Here is a 26117-nt window from a genome sequence, read left to right as displayed (position 1 = left end):
GTGATTACAACGAAAGGGTTAAAAAAAGCTCATTATGAGCTTTTTTATTCAGAGACATGAATCTGATCCATCATCTGTTGTATGGTTACACGATTCAAGCGCTGTTCCATGGCTGTCTGAGCCTCAATGAGTTCGGCACGCAAGGTGTGTTCAATCATGTTGCCGACCGGACATTTCGGATTCGGATGTTTGTGAAAGTTAAACAATTCCCCATCCTCCACCACCTCAAGCGCTCGATATACATCAAGAAGGGTAATGTCGGCTGGATCTTTCAACAAGGAAGCACCACCCACACCGGGTCTGACGTCAATCAGTCCAGCCTGTTTCAGCTTGGACATAATCCGCCGAATAATCACGGGATTTGTATTCACACTCTGCGCGATCACATCTCCGGTGCATTCATTGGGCATAACAGCGATCAGGGACAGGGTATGAACCGCAATGGAAAAGCGACTGCTGATTTGTCTCATGGGATAATCACCACCGTTGTAACTATAATAGTTACAAAGAGATCGGATGTCAATTCCTTTATATTATATTTTAATGGATAGTTGCTGTTGTTCTGTAATCGTAGATGATCAAACAGATGATAATTGAACTATCAGCTATGTCAAATAAATGAGTTGTGGTTCTTTTGATGCGTTAAAAAAGAAGTAGGTTTCAAACCTTTTAATGTAATAATAGGGCTAAATTCCTATTATTTTCAAGTTAAATGGAACTATATGGTTTTCTTGTTTGCGTACAGAAGAAGAAAAATGACAAAAGCTTCGACAAACTAGAAAATTATGTATGAATTGACAAATGTAAAAGCGATTATATAATGTGTTTAACTACAAGATTGTACATTTAGTTACAAATGATTCCAAATAACAAACGGCGGGAGTGGGACAGGCATGTGGTTTTTGGTTCTATGGTTGTTAGGTCTAATTTCAGGGGGAGTACACCTATATGTGTTAGGTTTTCCCGGGGAAATGAGCGAGATTAGCAGGGTGTTGCTGCTTCATCAGTTTGTGGTTACGTTTGGATTGGTTGGAGTGATTGGTTATGTTGTCAACATTGCCAGAGCGGATCAAACAGCCAAAATGTTAGGATGGCCTGGTGGACCATTTCAGGTTAAATACGGTTTTTCCCAGGTAGGGCTTGGAGTTATGGGGATTATGGCCATTTGGTTCCAAGGGAACTTTTGGGTTGGTGTATTGGTAACGATGTACATATACGGATTAAGTGGTCTTTGGTCACATACTTATGTCATGATTAAAAATCGCAAGGCAGATGGAGACAGTATCGGGAATCTCATTATGGATGTGGTGTATCAAACGTTTATCACGGTTCTCTCCGTATTGGCTGGTGGAATCTGGGTAATGCACTAAGCTGTAACTGATTTTTTGCCTTACACAGCTTGAATCTCAATTAAACGATGAGGTGTGGTCGTGATGGTACAAAAAACCGTTGAACTTTCCGAAACACAAAAGGGAATCTATTTTGATTGTCAGGTGAATGATCCCACTTCGTATAACATCTCAGCTTCAATGCAATTTGATCATCTTCAAATGGAGATATTTCGCCAATCCATCGAATTGCTTATGTATGAGCAAGTGGTGCTGCGTACTCGGATTGAGATTCAAAATGATGTACCCGTGTTATCCGTTCATGAAGATATGGATTATTCACTTGCCTTGTGGGACCTAAGTAGCGAGAATCAGGAGAATCCAAAGGAACAACAGTTAGTAGCACTGGTGGATGAATGCATCGGGACACCTTTTGAGCTGGAGAAAGGTCCTCTGTTCCGTATAATGATTGTTCAGATGGATAAAAGCCGATATATTCTGACCTTATGTATTCATCATTTAATATGTGATGGCTTGTCGCTTGAACTGATGAAAAACAAACTTATCCAGTCATATACGTGTCTTCTTGAAGATCAGCCTGTGGATGTCAAGCTGGATGAAGGATTCATCTCTTATGTTGAGGCAGAGAACAAGAAACTGCACGAAAACAAGTACTCCAAAGAGCGGGAATACTGGTTGAACAAAATGAAGGGAGTGGAACCTCTTTCTCTAAAGCACGACTTTCCAGCAGGTTCTGTACAAGAAGGGATTGGTCATGAACTGAGATTTGATATTTCGGAATCGTTAATGGCTGATATTACACAGATGTCCAAAGATAATGAAGTAACCGTTTTTATGTTCTTTATGGGTGCCTTTGGCATTCTTATGAGTAAATATGTCGGTACAGACGATATCACCTTTGCCTCCCCATATTCTCATCGTCCCGGTATGGACTTGGAAGAAACGATTGGATGTTTTGTCCATATGTTGCCTATGCGATTCCATATTGACCTCGAATCAACTCTAAAACCTCTGCTGCAACAAGTAGCCACAACCTGGATGGATACGTACAGGAACATCGGATATCCCAATAACCTCATTGTCAGAGACAGTATGTTACAGGCTCAACCCGGATCACCATCGTTGTTTGATATCTCCTTTGTTTATGATTCCTATGAGGAAGATATGCTCGGAACTCGTATTCTGGATCAGGATAAGGTTACGTTTCCAGGAGATCTGATGGTGGTGTTGAGTCGTTTACCGCAAGGTGCTCAGTTGAAGCTGCAATATAAACCGAGCTTGTTCCGTGAAGATTCAATGGAGCGAATGGGCCAACGATTTCTATATTTGCTGAATCAACTAGTAACCAATTCTGATCAAAAAATCAGTGAGTTCAGCCTCCTGGTGCAAGATGAGAAAGAAAACCTACTGTACCGATTCAATCAAACTTCTTATTTTCCCTACACTCCACAACATATTATGGATATATTTCACGATAAAGTAGCACGTTTCCCGGAGCGGGTAGCTCTAATGGAAGGCAAGCAGCATCAGACCTATGCGCAGGTCAACGCAAAAGCGAATCAATTGGCTAGGCAGATCGTTGCGAGTAAAAAAAGTGATAACGCAGCAGTTGGCGTGCAGATGCCACGTTCCTCGGATATGGTCATTGCCCTATTGGCTGTATTAAAAGCCGGATGTGCTTTTGTACCTGTAGACCCTTCCTACCCTTTGTCCAGAAAGGCCTATATTATATCGGATGCAGACATATCCGTAGTGCTGGCTATGCAGCCCGAAAAAGATGACGAGACTCTGGATGTCCAGTACATCTACGTTGAGGGCGATCAGGCCTATACGGGGGATGTCTCAAACCTCGAAGAGGCGCTGAATCCGCATAGCCTTGCCTATATCATGTACACGTCCGGATCAACAGGCAAGCCAAAAGGAGTCATGGTTGAAAATCATAGCGTAGTCAATACACTGCTTGATCTGGAGCGTCGTTTTCCAATGCAGGCGCAGGATGTTTACTTGCTGAAAACGGCATATACCTTTGATGTGTCCGCCACGGAACTTTTCGGCTGGTTCATGGGTGAAGGCGCACTAAGTATTCTTGAGCCTGGAGCAGAAAAAGACCCTGCTCGTATTGTGTCTACGGTGGCATCACATAAGGTTACACACATCAACTTTGTTCCAACGTTGTTCCGTCTTTTTCTGGAAACGATGGAGCTTCGCTCCGATCTGTCAGCATTGGAAACGCTGAAATGGATGTTTGTTGGCGGAGAGGCAGTCACGCCAGACATCATTGAGAAATTTAACAGGTTAGGCATTGGAGCAAGTCTTGAAAATGTATATGGTCCAACCGAATGCACCATATGGGTTTCTCATTATCCGTTAAGCCATTACGAAGGCTTGGGCAATGTACCGATTGGCTACCCGCTCAATGAGTCCAGATGGTATGTCGTCGGAAATCAAGATGAGCTTCAGCCGTTAGGTATTCCAGGGGAGCTTTGTCTTAGCGGTGTTGGGCTTGCACGTGGATACCTGAATCTGGAACAGATGACCCGAGAGAAGTTTGTCCCTAATCCTTTCTTTCAAGAAGGACAGGACGCAGAGCATTTCAGGTACATGTACCGTACAGGGGATCTGGTACGTTCACTCCCAAGCGGTACGATCGAATATCTGGGACGCATTGATTTTCAGGTTAAAATTCAGGGAGCCAGACTGGAGACAGGTGAAATTGAGAATACCCTGTCATCCTATCCGGGTGTCATCCAGACCGTGGTAGTCATGAAATCATTTGAAGGTAGGTCCGGCTTGCTGTATGCCTACTATCTGTCAGAGCAGGAGCTGCCTTCTGTCGAATTGAGAGAGCATCTGTCTCGTTTGTTACCGGCATATATGATACCATCCGTTTTTGTACATAAATCCGAATTTCCATTGAATAGCAGTGGGAAGATTGACCGGAAGGCACTCATGGCAGATATCACGCATGCTCACGCTTCCAGTACGTTCTATACCGCCCCGTCTTCTGAGCTTGAGAAGGTTATAGCCGAAGTGTGGGCCGAAGTGCTCGGTGTTGAGAGAGTAGGGCGCGATGACCATTTCTTTGAATTGGGCGGAAATTCATTTTCTGTCATTCAGGCTCACAATAAACTTAAGCATTATACCGATGTGGAGTTCCCTGTGCCTCGTTTTTTCGAATGCCCGACATTGCGTCAATTTGCCGCACTGGGTCCGAAAGATGAGGGAGTTCGGATACCGACTGAAAGGGAACAATTGTTTCAACGAAAAGATGGCATTATGCGTGAGGACATTGCAATTGTGGGCATGGCGGTGAATGTGCCGGGTGCTGAGGATATAAGGGAGTTCTGGAGTAACCTTGTTGAACGGCGGGAAAGTATTCACTTTTATAGTGATGATGAATTGAGGGAACTTGGCGTGGAGGAAGCACTGCTGCGTTCACCTCGTTATGTCAAGGCAAAAGGACGTGCCAACGGCATCGATGAGTTTGATGCAGGGTTCTTTGACTATACTCCCGGTGAAGCCAAAATGATGTCTCCCCAATTCAGACTTTTGTATCAGGGAATATGGGAAGCGCTGGAGGATGCAGGCTGCAGACCGGATGAAGCGGGTAAGGTGGGTGTGTTCCTTGGCGGGTCCGATGACTTCGAATGGTACCGTCAAGTGCTTTTTAACGATGCTAACTATAGCAGTAAATACGAAGCATTCACCCTCAGCACCAATCATTTTCTCGCTACCCGAATGGCTTATAAGCTGAACTTAAAAGGGCCGGCCTATACCGCTCTGACGGGATGTTCTACTTCATTGGTTACACCTCATCTGGCATGTCAATCTTTGATCGTTGGAGAATGTGATGTGGCCGTGGCTGGTGGAATTACCGTGGAGTTGCCCAATGAAGGGGGTTACATATTTGAGGATGGCATGATGTTTTCCACAGATGGACACTGTCGTCCATTTGATGCGGCAGCCAGTGGAACCGTCTTCTCCAATGGTATGGGAATTGTGGTGCTGAAGCGGGTAACCGATGCTCTGCGGGATGGAGATCATATCTACGGGGTCATCAAAGGCTCAGCAATTAACAATGACGGACAAGAAAAACTCAGTTTTCTTGCTCCTAGCGTAAGCGGACAGGCTGAAGTCATTCAGGATGCTTATAAGGTAGCCGGAGTAGACCCGGAAACGGTGAGTTATATCGAAGCACATGGTACGGGAACGTTGCTTGGTGATCCAATTGAAGTAAACTCGTTAACTCGGGCCTTTGCTTCCGACCAAAAGCAATTTTGTTATCTTGGTTCGGTTAAAGGCAATGTGGGACATATGGATACAGCCGCAGGTGTGGTTGGTTTAATCAAGGTAGCGCTCAGTCTTGGACAAGGTTATATCCCTGGAACAGCGAATTATGAGCAACCTAATCCCAAAATTGATTTTTTGAATACGCCTTTTAAAGTTAATGCACAAGGGGTGGACTGGAAACAGGGCAATGTTGGAGTCATGCGCGCAGGAATCAATTCATTTGGTGTGGGGGGCACGAATGCTCACATGGTATTGGAGGAGGCTCCCGAGATGGAGAAGTGCAGTCCGGATGATGACGTAAATATATTGCTTTTTTCCGCCAAAACAGAGTACTCGCTGAACCGCACCGCTGAACGGATTATGGAACATCTGACTCAGCAGTCGAATCAATCTGTATCGAACGCAGCGTGGACCTTGCAGTCAGGTAGATCTGTTTTTGCGTATCGTAAGGCACTCATTCTGGATAAGACATGGAAGGATAATCCGGACAAGCTGATACAGCAGCTGGGAAAAGCACGCGTATACCATTCGGCTCAAGGCACTCGTCCCGTATACTTTATGTTCCCCGGACAGGGCAGTCAGTATCAGGGAATGGGTGCAGAACTATACAGATCTACAGAGCAAGCAGGCCTGGCTCCAATCTTCAGAAGTTATATTCAGGAAATATTGGACCTTCTGCCTGCGGAAGAACGAGAAGATATGCTGTCTGTTGTATACGGGGATCAGCACCCTGAGCGAATAAACCAGACGGAGTACAGCCAATTCGCACTGTTCATGACAAGTTATGCGCTGGCCAAGTCGCTGTTGGATCTGGGCATCAAGCCAGATGGCATGATCGGGCATAGCATTGGTGAATTGGCTGCCGCAGCGGTAGCGGGTGTGTTCGAACTCGGAGATGCTGTCAAGTTAGTTCGACTTCGCGGACGTCTGATGCAGCAACAACAACCCGGGGTTATGCTTGCCATTATGGCGGATGCACAGCAGGTGAAGTCACAACTGGAGGAAGACATGTGGCTTGCCCTGGTGAATACTACAGGTTCCAGTGTGATTGGTGGGACAGCTGAAGCCATTTCACGGATGGAAGCCAAGGCTGAAGGACTGGGCTGGAAGTGCATTCGTGTGAAGACTTCCCATGCATTCCATACGCCAATGATGAATCAGGCTGCCGAGGAATTTAGACGTTATTTAGCAGAGCATTCACTTCATACGCCACAGATCCCATTACTGTCCAACACCAGTGGAACATGGGCGCTTGGAGATGAAATCACACAACCTGACTATTGGTCCCGTCATATTTTACAGCCGGTGTTGTTTGAATCAAACCTGGCTGAAGTGTTAAAGGATGAACGGGCTGTATTAATTGAAGTAGGTGCAGGACGAACGCTAAGCTCCTTTGCCAGACAGCACAGTCTATCAAGAGATTCCCAGACGGTACTGAATATGCTACGTCACGTAAGGGAGACGGAGCAGGACAGTATCTATGTGAACCGCAGACTTGCGGAGTTATGGTGCGAAGGCATTGAACCGGACTGGAAGGTGCTCAAAGGGCAGACGGTACGACGCAAATGCTCTCTGCCTACTTATGTTTTCAACAAACAATCCTATCCTGTGGGTGTTTCTCTTTCTGGCTCATCAGCAGTGGAAGGAATGGGTACCGGGGATGATAGGCAGCATGCAGATCTGGGTAAGGGAAGTGGCTCTACTCTAGTAAAAGGGACAGTTTATACTGGTGGTTCAGACCAACTGAAACAGATTGTCCTGGACGCATATCGAACGATTTTTGGCATCGATGATCTAGATGAAAAGGTTAATTTCTTTGCGGTTGGAGGAGATTCTCTCAAAGCAGTCAGCTTGTCTGCATGGATCCGGTCCCATTTAGGAATTCAGCCTGAGGTAGCAGATATTTTCAATCATTCAACGCCTATTCAACTGGCGGAGCATCTCTATGTCATAGCGAAACCAAAAGTGGACCAACAGATAATTCAATCTGCACCCACTATGGACGCTTATCCAATCTCTTCTGCACAGATGCGTATGTTCACACAGGCGATGCTTGATCCAGGCAATACGGCATACAACCTACCGTCTGCAACCATTATTGAAGGTGAATTGGACCGTATAAGAGTTGAGGTTGCTTTGCAGAAGTTGATGCAGCATCATGAGGCGCTCAGAACATCGTTTGAGATACGGGGTGGTCAGATCGTTCAGATTATCCAACCTTCGGTTCGCTTAAGTATGGGCTATGCAGAGCAGCATGTGGCAGATGACCAAGATTTGCCTGCGATGATTGAGACATTGATTCGTCCTTTTGATCTGGGGAGTGCTCCGCTTATGCGGGTTGAACTGATTAAGATAGGCGAGCGCAAGCATCTGTTATTCTTTGATATTCACCATATTATCGCGGATGGTACATCTGTCGAAATCATTACTCGTGACTTCAATGATTTATATTTTGGCAAAGAGCATGCAGTCCGATTGCAGTACAAAGATTACGCGGTATGGCAGCAGCAACGTCTCGCTTCACAGGAATACATTTCACATCAAACGTACTGGCTGGACCATCTTGGCCCTTCTTTACCTGTGCTGGAGCTTCCACTTGACCATGAGCGTCCATCACAGCGATCCATGCAAGGGGGACGTCTCCATTTCACGTTGAATCGTTCGTTAACACAACACTTGCACGAGCTGGCTTCCTCATCGGAAGCATCCATGTATATGGTAATGCTAAGTGTGTGGAATCTTCTTCTCGCACACCGCTCAGGTCAGCAGGACATTGTGGTAGGAACGCCTGTTGCAGGAAGGATGCAAGAGGAGTGGAAAGAGACGGTAGGCATGTTTGTCAATATGATTGCGATGCGGAATTTTCCAACGTTTGATCGTACGTATACTGATTTTTTACGCGAACTTAAACAACATACACTGGATGCTTTTGCGTATCAGGAGTATCCGTTTAATGAGCTTGTGGCACAACTGGGCGTGACACGTGAGTTGAACCGAAATCCGGTATTTGATGTTTGTTTTGATTATCAGAACATGGATTTGCATGGACTTGAACTTCATGGCTTGCAATTCAGTTCTTTTCCGGTGGAGACGGGTACGTCTACTTATGATCTGTTAATGACCTGTCAAGAAAACAGGGAGAAGCAGGTGATTGAAGGATATATCGAATACTCGCTCGATCTGTTCGGCCGGGACACAGTTGAAGGTATGATGCAGGAGTTTATCGGACTCTGCCAAGAGGTTGTAAAACAGCCTGACCTGTCTGTGAGTGAACTGTTTGAGAGAAACGAACGTTCTCATGAGCACCCAGTCCATCGTCTTGCTGGTCCACGTCTGGATTACAATCCTAGGGTAGGTCTGCATCGGCTGTTCGAGCTACAGGCAGAACACACGCCAGACAAGAAAGCTCTCCTTGTATCATCCGGAGCCTCTTTTACCTACAGGGAGCTTAATGAAAAAGCTAATACGCTGGCTTGGAAGCTGATTGATCAAGGTGTGCGCCGGGATGAACCTATAGGCATATTATCCAGACGAGATGAATCGTTGATCATTATGCTATTGGCGGTGCTGAAAGCTGGGGCGGCTTATGTGCCTCTGGACCCTGCTTTTCCGCCACAGCGCATCGTGAATATGATTGAAGACAGCCGAATGAACGTATTGCTGTGTACGCCTGATGCAGAAGGCACAGTGACTTTTAGCGGAGAGCGATTTGTGTATGATCCAACTGCCCAGGATGTGCGCTCATCCGTTAACCCGGACGTAAGCCTCCTGTCTTTGGACCTGTCCTGTGTGATTTTTACCTCAGGATCGACGGGGCGTCCCAAAGGGGTGATGATTACTCATGAGGCGATGGTCAATTTTGTTGAGGACATTAGGCACCGACATATTTTTGCACATGAGACAGATCGCATCATCAGTGTAACGACCATATCTTTTGATATTTTCGGATTTGAAGTGTGGGCACCATTATGCACCGGATATTCGTTGTATCTGGCCAATGAGCAGGAGCAGCTTGACCCGGCTCTTGCTTCACGTCGAATACGTGAACATGGTGTTACACACATTCTTAGCACGGTCTCACGTATTAAGGCATTTGTCGAAAATCCAGAATTCGCTCATGCGTTGGGCAATCTGCGGTGTGTTCTTACCGGAGGGGAAAATGTCCCTGTGGGACTCCTCACCGATCTGAAGCGGCTTACGCCCGCTCGAGTCTTTAACATGTATGGACCAACGGAAACTACGATCTGGTCAACGACCAAAGAATTGAATGACACAGCTGCGATTACGATTGGCAAGCCCATTACCAATACAGAGATTTATATTCTGAATGATGAAGGTGAAATACTGCCACCTGGAAGTTATGGAGAGCTGTGCATTGCAGGAAAAGGATTATCCCGCGGTTATCTGCACAACGCTGCTGAGACCGATGCCCGATTCATTGCAAACCCCAATGTTTTGGGAGGCCGTTTATACCGAACTGGCGATCTGGCCCGTATACTGCCGGATGGGGATGTTGAGTTAATGGGACGGTTGGATCAGCAGGTGAAGATTCGTGGCTACCGGATTGAACTGAATGAGATTGAGCAGGCAGCGATGAATTATGAACGTGTAAGAGAAGCTGTCGTTAAGGTAGAAGGGGCCGAGCCACATTCATTGCAATTAATCCTTTTCTACAGTCTGAAGCCTGGGAGTGGGCCTTCCGTTATGGAAGATGAAGACGTACAGCTTCGGACCTGGTTAAAGCAGCGGCTTCCACAGTACATGATGCCTTCTCGCTTGATTCGTCTGGAAAATCTGCCTGTGCTGCCTAATGGCAAACTGAATCGCAATGCCCTTCGTCTGGCTGATTTTGAGCCGGGAAAGAGGGATAACCCGGCTCTGGTTTATGGCTCATCGATTCAAGGAATGGAGCGGGCAAAAGTTGATCTGGAGCAGATGCTCATTGCAACGTGGAAGGAAATATTGAATCTGGATACGGTTAATATCCATGATCACTTTTTTGACATCGGAGGCAACTCGCTGGGGCTTATTCTGATCAATAATCGGCTGAATGCCTATCTGGATAAAAGCGTTCCGCTGGTGCAATTGTTTGAGCATTCCTCCATTGCAGCACTGGTCAATCATCTGGTGGCTGAGCAGATGCTGCCGACAGTTACACAACAGGTACAAGAGGAGAGCGGACATATCGCTTCGGCTGGATATTCTGTTACGGACCCGGAGCCGACAATAGCTCCAAAAGAGTATGTAATGAGCACAGTTGAACACAGCAAAGTGGAACAGAGAAGACCAGATCAGGGCAGACCGGAACAGAGTATCCCGTTTGCTTCAGAACACAGTAGCAGAATTTCTTCTTCCTCGGATATCGCAGTCATTGGTATGGCAGGGCATTTTCCCGGTTCAAGAAATATCGAGGAGTTCTGGGATAACCTAATGGCAGGTAAGGACGGTATCACCCGTCTGAATGAGGAGGATCTAACCGCTGCGGGTGTACGACCGGAAGACTTCAAACATCCTGATTATGTACGGGCCAAAGGTGTACTGGAAGATACTGAGTATTTTGACTCCGGATTTTTCGAATATCCGCATCAGGAATCCAACATGATGGATCCGCAAATACGGCTGCTGCATCAGTGCTCATGGGAGGCACTTGAGCATGCCGGGTGTGATCCTTACAGTTATGAGGGATCTATAGGATTGTTTGCCGGAAGTGGACTGAGCTTACCATGGATGGTGCAATTTCTCGGTCGCTCCGGTAATCTGTTACAGGCTTTTGAAGCCATGACTTTAAATGAAAAGGACTATATTACAACCCGAGTATCTCACAAATTAAATCTGAGAGGGCCGAGTATGGCAGTCCAGACCGCATGTTCGACTTCTTTGGTCGCTATCCACCAAGCTGCTGAATCGCTGATTCGGGGGGAGTGTGATGTGGCACTTGCGGGAGGTGTCTCTATCTCCTATCCGCTCAAAGAAGGTTATCACTGGCATGAAGGCATGATTTATTCAAAGGATGGTCATTGCAGACCGTTTGATGAGCAGGCATCTGGTACGGTGTCTGGTAATGGATGCGGAATGGTTGTGCTCAAGTCACTCCGCGACGCGCAGAGAGATGGAGATCATATCTATGCAGTCATTAAAGGTTCAGCGATAAATAATGATGGCATGGACAAGATTGGATATACGGCACCGAGTGTGGCCGGGCAGGTCAAGGTTATTCAATCAGCCCTGCATCGTTCGGGAGTGTCTCCAAAAGAGATCTCCTATCTGGAGGCGCATGGAACAGGAACCAAACTGGGGGACCCGATTGAAATTGAAGCGCTCAGGCAGTCATGGGGAACAGATCGTAGAAATTATTGTGCTCTAGGTTCTGTGAAAGCCAATATTGGGCATCTTGATGCGGCAGCAGGTGTCGCCGGTTTTATTAAAACCGTACTGACGCTTTATCACCGGGTGGTTCCGCCACAGATTCACATGAATCGGACGAATCCGATGTTGGAGCTGGAGCATAGTCCCTTCTATATCAACAAGGAGCCACAGCCATTAGAAGACGCGAAGCGTATCCTGCGAGCAGGTGTCAGTTCGTTTGGGATCGGGGGTACTAATGCTCACGTCATTCTGGAGCAACCGCCCGTCCAAGAGAGCCAAGCCAATTATGAATCATTGCTTCTGCTGCCCTTCTCGGCCAAAAGTGAATCTGCGCTGGAACGCACGTACGATTCGGTTCTACAGGCGATTCATGCATTGCCGGACCAGTTGCCCAATGCTGCGTGGACGCTACAGAAGGGAAGAAGCAGATTCATTCATCGTAAAGCACTAATCGTTGTAGACGGTTATACTCCGCCAAGCGAGCAGTCTGTAGAGTTTGAGACACAGGCAAGTGTGATGAATGGGAAGCCTAAGGTCATGTTTTACCTCAGCGGAAATGCAAGTTGGGAAGCGCGCAAGATTCGGGAACTATATGCTTCTGTGTATCGCAGCCAGGTCTCAGAGATATTCAAACAGTACTTTGAAGAGATACTGAACCTCTTTGAGTCCAAGGAACAGTATGCCATTCGCCAAGGCATAGGGCGATCGTTAACCGATTCAAGGCTTGAGCGCATGCAGTGCTTTGTTGTGCAATATGCTCTTTATAAAACCGTGATGCAGCTTGGTATCAAGCCGGATGCTGTCTGTGGACAAGGCGTTGGCGAACTGGTGGGGTTGGTTATTAGTGATGCACTTGATCCAGTACATGCCGTGGGGCTTCTATACAATCTGGAGCATTGGTCACTAGAAGAAGGAGCATTGTCAGATGCTTTGACAGGAAGGATGACAGATGCAACTGTAACAGACCTTGCGTCAAGTATTGCACCACTGTTATCTCCAAATTTCCTGTTTACGCTGCTAAATCGCAAGACGCTTTCTGAATCTGCTGGGCATACGCTGTGGATCGTTTCGAATCAGCTGCAGGATACAGAACAAATAGCCCCGGATTCATTTTCAGAGCCAAACATCATTGCTCTTACTGAAGATCGTCAGAGCTTGCTTAAGGCAGACGTGTATTTAATGAAAGTACTTGCTTTTTGCTGGTGCTCTGGCATGGAGCTGGATTGGGAACAGCTAAACGGAACGGGGCGTAGGCAAAAAATCTCCCTGCCGACGTATTCCTTTGATCCCATTGTTCATCAACATGATGTTGCGTTGTATCAGCTTGCAGGTATGTCGCAGGTTGCAGCGGGTTCTATCGCAGCATTAGACCAATCTCCATCTGGGAAAGTCAGGGTTCAACGGACTGAAGATGAGATAAGGCATGTATTGTCGCAATTGTGGCAGGAGTTGCTTGGTAATGGAGCAGTCGACCTTGAAGATGATTTCTTTGAGCTTGGGGGTCATTCATTAAAAGCGATTTCCTTGGCGTCGAGGATTAAAGAAATGTTTGGATTAAATTTGGGGCTGGAAGAGGTTTTTGATCATTCTGTATTTGAACACATGGTTCAATGGATTGCTGAACATCAGGCTACAAGTGACTCTGATACAGTGAACCCAATCTTGCCTGTTACTAAGAAAGAGAAATACAAGACCACTTCTGCACAGAGAAGAATGTATGTGGTGCATGAGTGGATGAAAGGTGAGAGTACAGCGTACAATCTCGCCAGCTCCTATAGGGTAAGGGGAAAACTTGACCCTACGCAATTCAGATTAATAATGAATGCACTGGTAGAGAGACATGAAGCATTCCGTACCAGATTTGAAATGATTGATGGTGAGCTTTTCCAAATTGTGGAGGATCAGGTTCCAAGCGTGGTGGAGTTGCTGGAATTAGAAACGGCAGGGTTAGAACAGGTCATGGAATGGATCAAGCCTTTTGATCTGACCAGCGCACCATTGGTTCGTGTTAAGCTCATTCGCCTTTCTCAAGAGGAACACATCTTATTCATCGACATGCATCATATCATTTCGGATCAGAGTTCCATTGCTATCCTGATGCAGGATTTTGCTCGCATGTACAGAGGAGAAACATTGCAATCTCTTGATATTCAGTATAAGGATTATGCGGAATGGCGTGATGAAGCTGCGTCACATGGACAATCTGTTAAAGACGCCGAGTTTTGGATACGGGAATTCGAGGACATGCCTGCACCGGTTGAATTGCTTACAGACTTCCCAAGACATAGCGCGTCATCCTACAGCGGAGACAGACGTTCCATTGAACTTGGTGAGTCGTTAAGCACACAGGTCAATGACTTCTGTACTCAACAAGGGCTTACACCCTATATGTTGTTTATGGCAACTTTGAATCTATTAATCTGGAAGTATACGGGTCAAGACGACTTGGTCGTTGGTACAGCGGTTGCGGGGCGTGAGAAGCCAGAACTCAATAACGTTATGGGTATGTTCGTGAACATGCTTGCCATTCGCACCAGCATGGACAGAGAATGCTCCACAGAGGCGTATTTGAATGAGATGCGAGGCAAGCTGTTATCCTGTTATGAGCATCAACAATATCCTTATGAAGCACTGGTGGAACAACTTGGTCTATTCGGTGATTTAAGCCGCAACCCCCTATTTGATGTGGTGCTAAATTACATTAATATGGGAACCGATGATCCTGAAGCCGGGGAACTGATGCTTGAACCATGGGTCGAAGGTAAGGTGGATGCCAAATTTGATCTGACTTGGACACTGGTCGAACATAAACAATGTTACACGGTTGAACTTGACTATCGCTCAGATTTGTTTAAAGCCGAGTCCATGGAACTGATGCTGGATAAATTCCGGTATATCCTGTCTCAGATCACAACAGGGGATACTGAACGAATTGGTCAGATTAAGATCACTACACCGGAGGAAGAGGAATGGCTGCTGTACGGAGTCAACGATAATGCCGCCCAGTATCCGCGAGATGCGACCATTTCCCAATTATTCGAGGAACAAGTTCATGTGCATGCACAGAAGACAGCATTGGTCTGGGAAGACGGTGAATGGAGCTATGCGGATCTGTATGAACGTGTTCAGTGGCTGGCGTTCAGATTGCTTGGACAAGGGGTGAAATCAGGCTCCAGTATTGCTCTCATTCTGGACCGTGGACCGAACCAGATGATCAGTATTCTTGCTACACTCCAAGTGGGTTGCAGTTATGTCCCGATCGACCCGGCTTCGCCGCCATCGAGAATTGAATTTATTTTGCAAGATTGCGATGCGGCTGTGTTATTGACTGAAACGGCTTATGCCTCCACATGGCAATCTGTAGTTCCTTGTATCGTGCCGGCAGATGAACTGGCAGCATTTGATTCAGGAGACATTCAGGAGCCCGTTGAAAATATGAACAAGACCGCTCTTGACCCGGCTTATATCATTTATACATCAGGGTCAACAGGAACCCCAAAAGGGACTGTGATGAGTCATCGCAATGTAACCAAAGTCATGAAAAATAGTAATTTTGTTACCGTCGTGCCAGAGGATCGTATCCTGCAAATTTCTAACTATGCGTTTGACGGTTCCATTTTCGATATTTTTGCTTCATTAATAAATGGCGCTACTCTTGTATTAATCTCAAAAGAGACCATTTTGGATATGGCTCGTTTGGCCGATGTCATCCAACAGCAACGGATTTCAGTATTTTATATTCCGACATCCTTGTTTAATATGCTGGTAGATTGGGATGCTGATTGCTTGAAGAATGTGCGTAGAGTGATGTTTGGTGGTGAAGCTGCATCGGTGAGTCATGCCAACAAAGCGCTTGCATGTGTGGGGCCGGGCAGACTGTTAAATGGATATGGGCCAACGGAAGCAACCTTTTTTGCCTCCTACCACTTATTACAGCAAACAGAGCCTTATACTGGCTCACTGCCTATAGGTTACCCCCTGTCTAACACAGCCTTGTATGTTCTAGATGATGAGCTGAAGCCTGTGCCACCGAACGTTCCAGGTGAACTGTATATCAGTGGGGATGCGGTAGGTATTGGATATCTTAACCGTGAGGATCTTACCCGAAAACACTTTCTTGATGATCCCTTCCGCAAGGGAGAACGAATGTATCGGACAGGTGACATCGTCAAACGTCTGGCTGATGGCAGTCTGATTTTTATTGAACGTTCGGATTTCCAGGTCAAGATTAGAGGTTTCCGCATTGAGTTATCGGAGATAGGCAATTGTATGGAGCGTGTTTCGGGAGTTCGTGATGCCTTTGTCATGACAGTTACAGAATCATCAGGAAGTCTATACATTGCCGCTTTTTATACAACCGATACTGGAGCAGATACTGAGTATATTCGAAGAGAACTTCACCAGCAGCTGCCAGAGTACATGGTACCTGCACGCATTATTCGAATGGATCATCTTCCGATTAATGCCAATGGCAAAGTGGACCGAAGAGCATTGTCCGAGCATTTGGTTGAAGAGCAGCAGAGGTCTCTGGAGATGAGTTCACCTCGGACAAAAACAGAGCGTGTCATTCTTGCCGCCATGCGACAGATCCTGGGTGATCCAGGCATTGGTGTGGAAGATCACTTCTTTCAAAATGGGGGGCATTCGCTCAAAGCGATTGCATTCACTCAAATTTTGGAAAAAGAAGGAATTGCCATCAATGTGAACGAATTATTCCAATATCCGACAGTTAGAGGACTTGCCAAATTGGTAGACATTAATCCTCCGGCGTCAGTTTGGTCCGAAGATAGCCTGCATATTCAGTCCCCGATAGTCATACCACAGGACATAATACTTCATGAGAAACAACTGGACAGCCTGGTCCTGCATGTCTTAAACAGCTGCAATCAGGTTTCATCTTTTATGGCGGGCATGACCCCTATGGGGCAATTCCCACTATCTCCAATTCAACAAGCACATGCTTCTACGACTTCACGAGCAAGCGGATTTACAACAACGCTGGAAGGCGAATTGAATGAACAAGCTGTAAAACACCTGATTCTTGGGGTTATATCCCGGCACCAGTTGCTGCACAGCATGATATATGAGGAAGAACAATTGTATTGGCATCCATGTGATATGTCGTTAGCGGCGGACATGCTGCAACAGCTTATCCCGTATCTTGATATTCGTCATTATGCTTCGGCTACGATTGAGCAGTTGGAGTACAAACTGGTTCAGTCTCTGTTACACAAAACGTATACGTTGAAGGAACTACCTTGGCGTCTGTGTATTTTGCGTACAGGAGCCACGGAGCATAAGCTGATTTGGAGTTTTGATCACCTTGCGTTTGATGGTATGAGTGCCCAAATCATCAAGCAGCAACTTGAGTCGAAGGCATTATATAGACCGCAAGGTATAGAGATCGAGAGTGATCTTCTGTACCAAGTACGAAATTATGAGGATTATGTAAATTTTCTGTCTCAAGGCCCCATAGGGGTATCAGAAGATGAAATAGAGAAACAATTTTCACTTCAAACATGGAAGAGATGTAACGCCATCGTCATGAACAAGTTGAAGGAAACAGAAACATTGTCGCCTTCAGCGATGACTGTCGAGTTGTCCCTTGCAGGGAAGGAGCCTGCAGAGGTTTGGTGGACATGCTTTGAAACTTTTTCCAACATCATTGCGGCTTATCTGAACATAAGCCAATTGCCAATAGCCCTGGTCCATTACGGAAGGGAGTATGGCGAAGAATCCTACTACGATTATGTGGGAGAATTCCTTGATCTGATTCCAGTGCTGGTAGACAGTGAATTCACACAGGAAGATCTGTTGAAACGTCTGGAATTTACGAAGCGACACAGCATTAACTTTATGGCACTTACACATGATTCTTCCCTCTCGGCACAATATGATGGCATACAGGAACAATTGGGAACTGCCTACAGGCAAACAGAACAGGAGCCGCGTCAGATGATTCTGTTTAATTATCAAGGCTTCATCTCCAGTAGCGAAGCGATCCCAATGTCGTCTCAGTCGTCGGATGACCAAGATTCGAATTCGGGACTCGCCCAATTCGAATGGGTTATTCGCTACGACGAAGAGTGTCTGTACGTACATCTGGCCTGTCAGGCTGGTCTGGACATCAAACGTATGAAACAGCTGATTGATGACAAGCTTGGTAGCGATGTGAAAGTGGTAGTTCACAATGAGGCAATGGAGGTGCAACATGTCCAGTAAATCCATACAGCGAGGACCCGAGCTGATTGTGCCAGAACATTATTCAACAGTGGCTGAGATGCTAATCTACATTGCAGATACTCATCCAGAAAAGGGAATGACCTATATCAGCTCTTCAGGTGACGAACAGTTTGAATCATATCCTGAATTACTGATGCAGGCGCGCAAGTACCTGCAGTCTCTTCAGGAGCAAGGCATTCAACAAGGACAGGTCGTTATTTTGGAGATTGACCAGTCACAGGAATTTTACCGTACCTTTTGGGCTTGTATGCTGGGGGGCATTATTGTCGCCCCGGTTAGTCCTCCGGCTGCCTGGGAACCAGGCTCAGCCGGTCTGGAGAAATTCACGAAAGTGTGGGAGGTACTCGGGCGTCCAGTCGTTATCGTCGAGGAAGCCTACATGCCCAAGTATAAGCAGCTTGGGGAAAGTCCGGTATTCAAAGGTCTTATGTTGATTAGCGTGAACCAGCTTCAAGCAGGCCAGCAGATGGCTGATCTATGCCCAACCTGTCCTGATGACATTGTGTTCCTGCAATTCTCATCAGGAAGCACTGGAATTCCCAAAGGTGTGCAGTTAACAAATCACAATATTATCGCCAACAGTATTGCATGCAAGACTTTTCTTGGAGCTGAAGAAGGAGATAATGTGTTTACCTGGTTGCCGCATACGCATGATATGGGGATATTTGGACAGCATCTGACACCCGTCCTGAGTGGAGCCAACATCATGGTGATGTCACCTTATACCTTCGTACGGTCGCCTTATCTGTTCTTGCGCAAGATTACGGAGCATCAGGGAAAATGGTTTTGCTGTACCAATTTCGGTTTCGAATGGATGGTTCAGAAGATCCCGGATTCCAAGCTCTCAACGCTTGATCTGTCTTCACTGCGTATGACCTTGAATGGTGCAGAGCCTATATCAACGTCTGTTATCGAGCGATTTGTCAAAAAATTCAGCTCTTGTGGCTATCGTCCCAATATGATGTTTCCTGCATATGGCATGGCCGAAGCGACAGTAGGTGTATGTACCTCCAGACTGGGGGAAGAGCCGCGAATTGAACGTATTTCGCGTACACGGCTGGTGCAGGAAGGACTGGCTGTGCCAGTCCAGCTACCTAGCAGTGATAGCCATACTTCGGATGTGATCGAATTTGTTCATGAAGGATATCCCATGACAGGGATTCAGATCCGGATTGCGGATGAACAGGGGGAAGTGCTGGATGAGCGGGTTGTTGGCGAAATCCAGATTCGTGGGGAATCGGTAACCTCCGGATATTACAGTCTCCCTGAGATCAATCGTGAAATGTATGTGGATGGGTGGCTTCGCACTGGAGACTTGGGTTATATGGCTGACGGCTCCCTAGTTGTAAGCGGACGAATCAAGGACATTGTGTTTATTCGGGGACAGAACCATTATGCGCATGATCTTGAAGAAATTTTGTACCAGAATAGCAGCATTCCGAGAGGGAATCTGACGGTAGTCGGGCACTTTAACAGCCTCAAACAAGTTGAGGAGCTGCTTGTATTTGTTAAATACAAATCGGGCACTCCACAGTTTCTGGATGTACGACAGGATCTGATCCAACGTATGAGGGCTGGATTGGGTATTGAGATCACTCATGTTCTCCCAATCAAGGTCATCCCCAAAACGACGAGTGGCAAGGTCCAGCGTTTCATGCTGAGAAACGATTATGAGCGTGGAGTATTTACCAAGGACATCGAGGCCATTGAAGAGCTGATTCGCGAAAACACACAACAGCAAGGACACGAGACGGTTTCCGCATCGTCTTTGGAATATACCGTACGTAAAGCCTGGGCCGAAATTCTTCAATTGCCCGCAGGAAAGATTGAGATGGATACTTCTTTTCTCGCACTTGGAGGCAATTCCATTCTCTCCTATCAATTACTTGACAAGCTGTCTGCACATATGGGACGTGAATTAGGACAAGAACTACTTGTTTTTTGCAGTACAGTACGTGAGATGGTGGAATATCTGCAGGAACTTCCAGCAGAAACGAAGGACTTTGAACAAGTTGAAACAACAAATAATCATCTGAATGTACATCGTGCTATTGCTATTACCGGACTGTCTCTGCGTCTGCCTGATGCCGACACCCAAGAGCAGTTCTGGAGCAATCTGGTTAACGGGTTAGATAGTGTTGACCGGGTTAGCTTAGAGCGTGCAACACGTTCCAAGCAACCCGGTTGGGATGACTGGATTGGGGAACTGAAGCAACCGGATACGTTTGATCATGAGTTCTTTGAAATCCCGTCTGAACAAGCTGCATTTATGGATCCGCAGCATCGGAAGCTGCTGGAAGTTGCTCATGAGGCGCTGGAGGATGCAGGTATGCTCGTGGATCATGAGGATAAGCGTGATGTGGGTGTGTATGTAGGGATTAACCCAAGCACATACTTCGATCTGGTTATTGATTATATGAACCGGAGTCTTGGAAAGGCTGTTCATTCTCACGCTATGGTAGGCAATATGTCCAATATAGCAGCGGCCTCCATTTCACACATGTACAATTTTACAGGGCCGGCACTGTCCATAGATACAGCATGTTCTTCTTTTCTGGTAGCACTGACACAAGCTGTGGCGGCCATTCAGGACAAGCGTATCTCTGGGGCAGTTGTAGGTGGAGCAAACATTTTGGCTACACCGCATGTTCATCAACTATCACGCAATGCTGGAATCTGTTCTTCCACTCAACATACGAAGGTATTTGACCGGGAAGCAGATGGTTCAGTCTTGGGAGAAGGTGCTGTTGTTGTATATCTGGAGCCGCTAACAGAGGCAATTCGCAACAATAAACATGTTTATGGTGTGATTCGCGGGACAGCGGTGAATAACGACGGATATTCCCTGGGCATTATGGCACCCAACCCTCAGGGGCAATATGAGGTACTCCGTGCCGCTTATCGCGACGCCAACCTAAACCCCAGCGAGATTTCTTATATTGAAGCACATGGATCGGGGACAAGGATTGGAGATCCAATTGAGGTGAATGCCTTGCTCCGACTGTTCCGGGAAAAGGGATATACAAGCGATAATTCGATTGGATTAGGTTCAGTCAAAACCAATATTGGTCATTTATTTGCAGCCTCCAGTGGAGCCAGTCTTGCCAAGGTTCTTCTCAGTATGCAGCATGGGGAACTGGCACCAAGTCTGCATATGGATAATCCGAATCCGGCCCTCCGACTGGAGCAATCGCCGTTCCATATCGTTAGCGAGCATAAAACGTGGGATGTACCTGAAGGAAAAACACGGAAGGCAGGCATCAGTTCATTTGGCCTGGGAGGTACGAATGCCCACATTGTGCTGGAAGAATGGAAAGCCCCTGTCCGTGCAGATGCCCCGGCACGCGGCCAGTTGTTAACGTACTCTGCGAAATCAGAGCAGGCTTTAAAAAAGCTGATTGATAACACGGAGCAATATGTGAAGAAACATGCGGACTTGGCACTAGAGGATCTTTGTTTTACCCGGAACAGATATAGAAAACATTATCGGTATCGTGCAGCAGTAGCTGTCAGCTCAACCGGAGAGTGGAACATCGAAGAGATGGAATTTGGCTTCAAGCCTAGAAACCGAGCTGCTCGTGTCAATATTGTGGTTGGGGGGCATGAGATTCGCGGAGAAGATGAGGCTCAAGCGCGTAAGGTAATCAGGCCAGACGATTCTAATGAAGATACCGTATCAACCTTGAACTACTGGGTGACTTTGCTTGAGACACTTGTGCGTCTGGTCCCTTCCATTCAAGAGATTCGAGGAATAGCTACAGGAGAGGAACTTGTATCCAGTTTACATCTGGATGGCGAGGAACATCACAGCGCTCATGCAAGCCAATCCATTCCAGTGAACAACAGAGTGACGTTAGACAGTCTGCAAGACACACCTGGCAAGATGGCAAACGCCGACATTGTAATTATAATTGCTGCAGATCAGACAGTGCAGCAGCTCGAATACAGTGGCAAGGAGAGCATCATCCGCCTGTCTGCCGAGCCCACACTTACCATGGAGGATCAGCTTGCTTTATTACTGGGACAGCTTTATGTACGTGGTGCTGCGCTGGATTGGGAACAGTTACATCCGAATGGCTCTGGCCAGATTGTACATCTGCCAGCACATCCATTCGAGCCGTATGTACATTGGATAGATGTGAATCAGGGAACGGAGGTCATGATATGACAAAAGAAGAAATTGAGCTTTTTCTCAAAAGCGAGATTGCTGCAGCGTTGAATCAGGAGCCAGAGGACATCGATGAAGAGATGAATTTTCTGAAAATTGGTGTCTCATCTGTGCAGGCGCTCAAGATCATTAACCGTGCGCGTAAGCATCTTCAAGTTGACATCAGTCCGGTTGCGTTGTTTGAATACAAAACAATTGCCGAATTCGCCACTTATCTCAATGAATCTCTTCTTCAAGAGGGGGTTGCCGAATGATTGAAGTGGATGTAGAGCAAGAGATCATTCATGAAGCTGAATTGTTTGCTGCCCGTGAAATTCGCCCTTATGCTCAACAGATTCAAGAGCAGAAAGCCATTCCCAGAACATTGATCCGTGCCATGGCTGAAAAAGGTTACTTGGCTGCCTCGATCCCGGCTGAATATGGCGGCATGGGTCTCGGCCCTAAGGCGTACGGGCTGTTGACTGAAGTATTTGGCAAGGCTCTTCCAGCCGTTCGCAGCTTGTTAACGGTACATACTTCACTTGTAAGTGAAACTTTGGTACGTTTCGGAACGCCTGAGCAAAAATCGTCCTGGCTGCCCAAGTTGGTGAAGGGAGAATGGATTGCTGCCTTTGGTCTGACTGAACCGGAAGTTGGTTCGGATGCCAAAAGTGTAAAGACCGAGTGGAGAGAAGAATCGGACTGTTATGTTTTAAATGGAAAAAAGAAGTGGATCACGTTTGGACATCTGGCAGATGTATTTATCATTATTGCCTCGAATCAGGGACGAAGCACTGCTTTTTGGGTCGAACGCCAGTTTGAGGGTGTACAGACCCAACCTATCGAAGGTGTCATGGTTGCGGGAGAGACAGGTATAGCTGAGATTGATCTCCATGAGGTGCGTGTACCAAAGAATCACATTATTGGACGTCTGAATGAAGGTTTTGAGTACATCGTAACCGGGGCGCTGGACCAGGGCAGATATAGCATTGCCTGGGCAGGGCTGGCGATTGCGCAGGAAGCGCTGGATGCCATGGTGACTTACTCAAGGAAGCGGAAGCAATTTGATCAGAAGCTGAGTCATTTTCAGCTGATTCGCGGCATGATTGGAGATGCGGTGACAAAAGTCCATGCAGCGCGAGCATTATGTTTACGGGCAGCCGAGCTGAGAGAAGCCAAGGACCCGCAGGCCGCCATGGAAACAACGATCGCCAAATATTTTACGTCCAAAGTTGCTGTTGAAGTTGCAAGTGATGCGCTACAGGTTCATGGTGCAAACGGAATTAGTAACCAATATCCTGTTGCCAGGCTGTATAAGGAAGCCAAAATTCTGGAGATTATTGAAGGTTCTTCTCAGATGCAGCAGGAGATGATCTCGCATTACGGATTAAAAGCCTATTACAAGCGTGGCGGTAGCGTATGACGTTCTGTGCGCTATTTCCTGGCCAGGGAAGCCAGTATATCGGAATGTGCAGCGAGTTGTTGGGCAGTGAGCCGGAGGCGAATCAGATCTTTGCGGAAGCGAGCGAGGTGATCGGATTTGATTTGAAGGCACTGGTTATGGAAGGGAGCCTGGATCAATTGACGGTCTCTGAATATGCTCAGCCTGCTGTACTGACGGCAAGCTACGTTTTATTTGACTCATTTGTTCGGCGGACTGGAATGACTCCAGATTATGCAGTAGGTCACAGTTTGGGGGAGATTTCGGCTTTAGTAGCGGCGGGAGCATTGCGATTTGCTGATGGAATTCGTTTTACAGCTCAGCGTGGTGCGTTGATGCATCGCTCCATTCAGGAGCAAAAAGGAAGAGCGGGTATTGTCGTTGATGTAACACAAGCAGCGCTTGAAGAATTAGTCGAGAATATTCGTCAGAACGAGTATGTGACGATCTCCGGTTATAATTCACCGGGACAGTTTGTCGTCGCAGGTACTGCGAAGGGTCTTCAACTGCTGGATGATCAGGTGGATGGCTACGGTGGGGAATTCATTCCTTTTCGCATGATGCCAATGAAGGCAGATGCACCTTATCATAGCGAGTTGATGCAGTTCATTCAGCCTGAGCTTGAAGAGATGCTTGCAGGGATTTCCTTCTCTGCACCGGTGTTTCCCATCTGCTCAACAGTACATGGTGAGTTCATTCGCGGAGCCGAGGACATTCCTAAGCTGCTGAGCAGCCAGCTTTTGCAACCCATTCGCTGGAATCAGGCATTGGCACGCATTCAAAATCTGGGAGCGACGGTATGGATCGATATCGGTCCAGGCCAGAGCGTAAGAAATATGCTGGCTGAGAATAACACCTTGCCTGCAGCCTATTCGCTGGATGATCCGCAAGATCGGTCCAGGTTACTGGAGCGATATGAAGCAGTAAACCAGACAAGTGGGGGAGGCGATAAGGGATGATCACGGAGATGATGCAGTACAATCAGCGGGTGAAACAATGGCTGCCTGGCGGTGTGCACTATAATTTCCACCTTCCTTGGGAAGAGACACCGCTCCATTTCAAGCATGCTTCCCGAAGCAGAGTGACGGACATGAACGGCAACGAGTATTTGGATCTATATGCACGCTTTGGTGCCCTCATCGTTGGCCACGGCAACGAGGAGTATAACGAGTGTCTGAAGGATACCATTGACCGTGTTCTTTCCGTAAGTCATTGCGATCTGGATGCAGAGGCTCTGGAACTGATCCATCAATATGTACCCTCAGCAGAGATGATTCGTTTTGGGTTATCAGGCACGGAGATTGTCCAGAATGCACTTCGTCTTGCCCGGGCGTGGACAGGTAAAAATCGCTTTGTACGTTTTGAAGGCCATTATCATGGCAATGCGGACAATATTATGGGTGGCAAGACTGCACGTACAGGTCTGCCTGTACCTTCAGACTATCCTGGTGACATGAAAGGAACAAAGGGGAGGGCAAGGGATGCAATGGAATCTCAATCCTACCTCCTGCCATGGAATGACGCACCCCGTCTGGAGGAACTATTTCGCCAGCATGGAGACGACATTGCAGCAGTAATCATGGAGCCGGTTTGTGTAAATGGAGGCGGAGTCATGCCTGCTCCAAGTTATCTGCAAAAAGTCAGACAGTTATGTGATCAGTACCAGGTCGTGCTCATTTTTGATGAGATTATAACAGGATTCCGTATGGGTCTCGGTGGTGCCCAACAGTTATTCGGTGTAACGCCTGATCTGACTACACTTGGGAAGGCAATCGCGGGTGGCGGAGTTCCAGTGTCAGCCCTGGTTGGCCGAGCGGATATCATGAAGTTGCTTGTAGACAAAAAAGTAATTCATGCGGGTACGTTTAATGGCTATCCATTAGGTACAGCTGCTGTAAAAGCTACGCTGGAAATGTTGGGACGCAATGGAGGACAGGCGATGCACAGCATGAACCGCCACGCTGAGATGATGCATGACATACTCTGCCAGGAAGCAGTGAAGGTAGGTCTGCCTTTAATTGTTCAAGGGCCGTCTGGCTGTGCTTCTTATCACTGCTGCACGGAGCCGCTTACGGATACGGCTGATTATACGTTTGAATTGATGTCTTTTGATATTTTGTTAAATAGCAAGCTTGCTGAGCACGGTGTTCTGGTATCTACGCTCTCGCGGATGTATCCGAATATCCTGCTTGATATGCAAGATGTTGCCTGGTTCCGTGAGCGTGTCCCTGCAGCGCTTGCAGAAATGAAAGAGATCTACGACGAGCTGATCTGATGGTAG

Annotated in this window: 8 protein-coding genes; 7 read left to right on the top strand and 1 reads right to left on the bottom strand. The window is 46.9% G+C overall.

The annotated features are described in order from the left end of the window. Positions 1-44 precede the first annotated feature (44 nt). Positions 45-470, bottom strand: coding sequence for an Rrf2 family transcriptional regulator (locus MKY95_RS24580; protein WP_036668516.1), 426 nt, complete (start codon positions 468-470; stop codon positions 45-47). A gap of 423 nt (positions 471-893) precedes the next feature. On the opposite strand from MKY95_RS24580, the gene MKY95_RS24575 reads away from it, so the two are divergent. The 7 genes from MKY95_RS24575 (at position 894) to MKY95_RS24545 (ending at position 26111) form a co-directional block, all read left to right on the top strand. Continuing rightward, entirely contained in the window at positions 894-1370 is a 477-nt protein-coding gene (locus tag MKY95_RS24575; RefSeq protein ID WP_026080959.1) for a DUF6790 family protein, read from the top strand. A 63-nt stretch (positions 1371-1433) separates the two neighbouring features. Next, positions 1434-18227, top strand: a complete 16794-nt coding sequence (locus MKY95_RS24570; protein ID WP_036668517.1) for a hybrid non-ribosomal peptide synthetase/type I polyketide synthase — start codon at positions 1434-1436, stop codon at positions 18225-18227. Beyond that, positions 18217-22416, top strand: coding sequence for a beta-ketoacyl synthase N-terminal-like domain-containing protein (locus MKY95_RS24565; RefSeq protein WP_339194816.1), 4200 nt, complete (start codon positions 18217-18219; stop codon positions 22414-22416). The genes MKY95_RS24570 and MKY95_RS24565 overlap by 11 nt, the downstream gene beginning before the upstream one ends. Next, complete coding sequence (locus MKY95_RS24560) at positions 22413-22670, top strand: acyl carrier protein (RefSeq protein ID WP_036615207.1); 258 nt, start codon at positions 22413-22415, stop codon at positions 22668-22670. The genes MKY95_RS24565 and MKY95_RS24560 overlap by 4 nt, the downstream gene beginning before the upstream one ends. Further along, positions 22667-23818 carry an acyl-CoA dehydrogenase family protein gene (locus MKY95_RS24555; RefSeq protein WP_076318834.1) on the top strand — a complete coding sequence of 384 codons (1152 nt, stop codon included), beginning with the start codon at positions 22667-22669 and terminating at the stop codon, positions 23816-23818. The genes MKY95_RS24560 and MKY95_RS24555 overlap by 4 nt, the downstream gene beginning before the upstream one ends. After that, positions 23815-24795, top strand: a complete 981-nt coding sequence (locus MKY95_RS24550; protein ID WP_051449589.1) for an ACP S-malonyltransferase — start codon at positions 23815-23817, stop codon at positions 24793-24795. Before MKY95_RS24555 ends, MKY95_RS24550 begins: the two co-directional genes overlap by 4 nt. After that, positions 24792-26111 (top strand): aminotransferase class III-fold pyridoxal phosphate-dependent enzyme, encoded by a 1320-nt coding sequence (locus tag MKY95_RS24545; protein WP_036668522.1) that lies wholly within the window; start codon positions 24792-24794, stop codon positions 26109-26111. Before MKY95_RS24550 ends, MKY95_RS24545 begins: the two co-directional genes overlap by 4 nt. Positions 26112-26117 lie beyond the last annotated feature (6 nt).

The sequence above is a fragment of the Paenibacillus sp. FSL P4-0176 genome (assembly GCF_037975265.1).
Taxonomy (GTDB): Bacteria; Bacillota; Bacilli; order Paenibacillales; family Paenibacillaceae; genus Paenibacillus; species Paenibacillus amylolyticus.
The sequence above is the reverse complement of the archived record's forward strand: the minus strand, read 5'-3'. Positions and strand labels throughout refer to the sequence as shown.

Excerpts from the sequence above, each read along its gene's own strand:
- MKY95_RS24580 (WP_036668516.1), bottom strand. The coding sequence starts at position 470 with ATGAGACAAATCAGCAGTCGCTTTTCCATTGCGGTTCATACCCTGTCC.
- MKY95_RS24575 (WP_026080959.1), top strand. The coding sequence starts at position 894 with ATGTGGTTTTTGGTTCTATGGTTGTTAGGTCTAATTTCAGGGGGAGTA.
- MKY95_RS24570 (WP_036668517.1), top strand. The coding sequence starts at position 1,434 with ATGGTACAAAAAACCGTTGAACTTTCCGAAACACAAAAGGGAATCTAT.
- MKY95_RS24565 (WP_339194816.1), top strand. The coding sequence starts at position 18,217 with ATGTCCAGTAAATCCATACAGCGAGGACCCGAGCTGATTGTGCCAGAA.
- MKY95_RS24560 (WP_036615207.1), top strand. The coding sequence starts at position 22,413 with ATGACAAAAGAAGAAATTGAGCTTTTTCTCAAAAGCGAGATTGCTGCA.
- MKY95_RS24555 (WP_076318834.1), top strand. The coding sequence starts at position 22,667 with ATGATTGAAGTGGATGTAGAGCAAGAGATCATTCATGAAGCTGAATTG.
- MKY95_RS24550 (WP_051449589.1), top strand. The coding sequence starts at position 23,815 with ATGACGTTCTGTGCGCTATTTCCTGGCCAGGGAAGCCAGTATATCGGA.
- MKY95_RS24545 (WP_036668522.1), top strand. The coding sequence starts at position 24,792 with ATGATCACGGAGATGATGCAGTACAATCAGCGGGTGAAACAATGGCTG.